This window comes from Candidatus Schekmanbacteria bacterium (assembly GCA_003695725.1).
Lineage (GTDB): Bacteria > Schekmanbacteria > GWA2-38-11 > GWA2-38-11 > J061 > J061.
In genome coordinates this window covers 1-2,886 of the sequence record RFHX01000374.1, presented here as the reverse complement: position 1 = coordinate 2,886, position 2,886 = coordinate 1, and the positions used below count along the sequence as shown (strand labels likewise).

Below are 2,886 nucleotides of genomic sequence, written 5' to 3'. Positions count from 1 at the left end.
GCATTATACAAGATACCTCTCGCTGAATAAAAAGAATTTCATATAAATAATTATGACTGAAAAAAAAGGATTGGCTTCGGTTATTGTATTAAACTGGAATGGAAAAGATTATATTGGGGAATGTTTGGATTCTCTTATTTCACAATCGTATAAGAGCATAGAGATTATCGTAGTAGATAATGCTTCCACTGATGGCTCCGCTGAAATGATTGAAGCAAAATATTCAGATAAAGTAAAACTGATTAGATTAGACGATAACAAAGGATTTGCAGGAGGAAATAATGAGGGTATTAGAAATTCTCGAGGCGAGTACATTTTGTTAATCAACAGTGATGCGGTAGCAGAATACAACTGGATTGAATCTTTGGTCAAAAGCGCAGATAGAAATCCTGAATCCGGAATGTTTGCAAGCAAAATTCTTCAGTATGACAAAAGAAAGATAATTGATAACACGGGGCATTTAATCTATGCTGACGGTTTAAACAGAGGAAGAGGGCGGCTTGAAGAGGATAGAGGGCAATATGACAGGGAAGAAGAGGTTTTTTTTGCTAGCGGATGTGCGGCTATGTATAGGAGGGAAGCATTTCCTTTCTTTCCTCCTTTTGATGAAGATTTTTTTGCCTATGGAGATGATACAGATATAGGTTTGTTATGCAGAATATACGGATGGAAATGCACATATGTACCTAATGCAGTTGTCTATCACCGCTATTCCGCTTCCACATCACCATATTCTAAACTCAAAGCATTTTATGTTGAAAGAAACAGAATTTGGATTGCCATAAAATATTTCCCCTTGTCCAATCTTGTTGTTAGCCCTATTTACACACTACTTCGTTTCATTTTTCAGGCATATGGCGCAATAAGCGGGAAGGGGGCTGCTGGAAGATTTACAGAAGAATTTTCAAAGATTGACTTATTCATAATTTTGGTAAAAGCATATGCATCAGCATTTCTTGGACTTCCAAAGATGATTGAAAAGCGAAGAATGATAAAAAAAATTTCAAAAGTAGATGCAAAACAGTTTCGCAGGTGGCTTAAAGAGTATGCGATAAGTGCGACAGAAATAGCATTAAAGGAATGAAAAGATATTATGAAAGTGCTTCTTTTAAATCCGCCTGCAAGAAAACGTGAATATGAGAATATAGTTGTCCCTCCCTTGGGGCTTGCTTATCTTTCCTCCTCTGCAAAAGCCAAGGGTTTTGATATTGAAATTCTTGACGCCTTTGCTCTTGGCATAAATTGGGACAAACTTCGGGAAGAAGTAAGAAAAATAAAACCTGACATATTGGCAATCGGAGGTATGAGTCCTGTAATCGATACCTCATTCAGGGCGGCTAAACTTTTGAGAAATGATGTGAATATGATTGTTATGGGAGGGCCTCATATTACGGCATTCGGCGAAAGAGTTTTCGAGGATTGTCCTGAAATAGATATAGGAGTTGCAGGTGAAGGCGAAATAACATTTTGCGAATTGCTCGATTATATTGAGAGGGGAAAAGATTATTCCTCGGTCAAAGGGCTCATTTTAAGAGAAGGTAAAACTCAAAGCCGAGAATTGATAGCTGATGTAGATTCAATTCCTTTTCCAGACAGGACATCCCTTCCAAATGAAAGATACCGTTATCCCTTTGCGTGGGAAGGGCCTGTTACAACTATGTTTACTTCACGAGGTTGCCCTTATCGTTGTGTTTTCTGTGACAAATCGGTTTTTGGCAGCCAATGGCGCGGCAGAAGCGCTGAAAATATCATTTCTGAAATCGAAATGATTGTAAGTGAATATGGAACTAAAAATTTCATATTTTATGATGATTTGTTTACTCTTAAGAGAGACAGGGTTCTGGAAATATGCAGTAAAATAGAGGAGCGAAAAATTGATATAAAGTGGAAATGTGAAGGCAGAGTTGACAGAATTGACAAAGAGATGCTGAAGGCAATGAAGTCTGCAGGGTGCCGTGTAATTGCCTTTGGAGTCGAAAGCGGAAATCAAAAGGGGATTGATTATCTGAAAAAAAATTTAGACCTTTCAAAGGTAAAAAATGCTTTTCAGATGGCTCGAGACGAGGGGATTGAAACAATTGCATATTTCATCCTTGGAATACCCAATGAAACCTATGAAGATGAGAAGAGGACTGTAGAGTTTGCAGTTGAAATAAATCCCACATATGCTCAATTCAGCACTCTTTCTCCCTATTATGGTACATGGATTTATGATGAGGCAGTTAAAAGAGGATGGTATAAGGAAACATCTGCAAAGAATCCTTTGGATAAAGATTTGAAAAGGCCTGTAATAATTTCAGACAATTGGAGTGAAGAAAAGCTTCAGAAGATAATCCGCTATGCTTATAGAAAGTTTTTTCTAAGGCCATCTTATTTACTAGATAGAGTCAGGGCTGTAATAAAATCGCCTACAAGGATAAAAAACTTATTCAAATCGGGATGGTCTGTTGTTAAGTGGCTTCTATCGAAAGGGTAGCTTTTTTCAGATCATTTTATTTTTGAAATATAAAATGAAATCGGAAAGGGATAGCTTCCAAATTGCTCAAGTGTCATAAGACTGACTTCTCTTATTTCTCTTTTATATCTTGAAGCATAGTAATCAAAAAATGTTTCATCATTTCCTTCAATTTTTTTCCATATTTCAATTGAAGAAGGATGGCTGACAGGGAAAACCCAAAAGATATTTTTGAAGCTATCCGCTTTTATATAACCATTTGTATATATATATATCTTTTTATTGTTGACGATTTCTGGAAGTTTTTCGTTTTGTGGTGATGTCCAAAGCCAAAGATTGGTGCTTCCCTTGTATGGATAAAATATTTCACGCCAGCCAAAAGGATAACAAATTAAGGCATTTTTAAAATTCTCTTCTATATAGTTGTAAGT

General features: G+C 36.5%; 3 protein-coding genes. 2 read left to right on the top strand and 1 reads right to left on the bottom strand.

The genetic code is table 11. The features are described 5' to 3' along the window. The first annotated feature begins 52 nt into the window (after positions 1-52). Both D6734_13415 and D6734_13410 read left to right on the top strand, forming a co-directional pair. Entirely contained in the window at positions 53-1,084 is a 1,032-nt protein-coding gene (locus D6734_13415; GenBank protein RMF91924.1) for a glycosyltransferase family 2 protein, read from the top strand. Positions 1,085-1,093: 9 nt separating this feature from the next. After that, positions 1,094-2,476 carry a radical SAM protein gene (locus D6734_13410; protein RMF91923.1) on the top strand — a complete coding sequence of 461 codons (1,383 nt, stop codon included), beginning with the start codon at positions 1,094-1,096 and terminating at the stop codon, positions 2,474-2,476. An 11-nt stretch (positions 2,477-2,487) separates the two neighbouring features. On the opposite strand, the gene D6734_13405 is transcribed toward D6734_13410, so the two are convergent. Further along, a partial coding sequence (locus tag D6734_13405; protein RMF91922.1) for a hypothetical protein occupies positions 2,488-2,886 on the bottom strand: 399 nt, incomplete at its 5' end.

Coding starts and splice junctions, on each gene's coding strand:
- D6734_13415 (RMF91924.1), top strand. CDS start 53: ATGACTGAAAAAAAAGGATTGGCTTCGGTTATTGTATTAAACTGGAAT.
- D6734_13410 (RMF91923.1), top strand. CDS start 1,094: ATGAAAGTGCTTCTTTTAAATCCGCCTGCAAGAAAACGTGAATATGAG.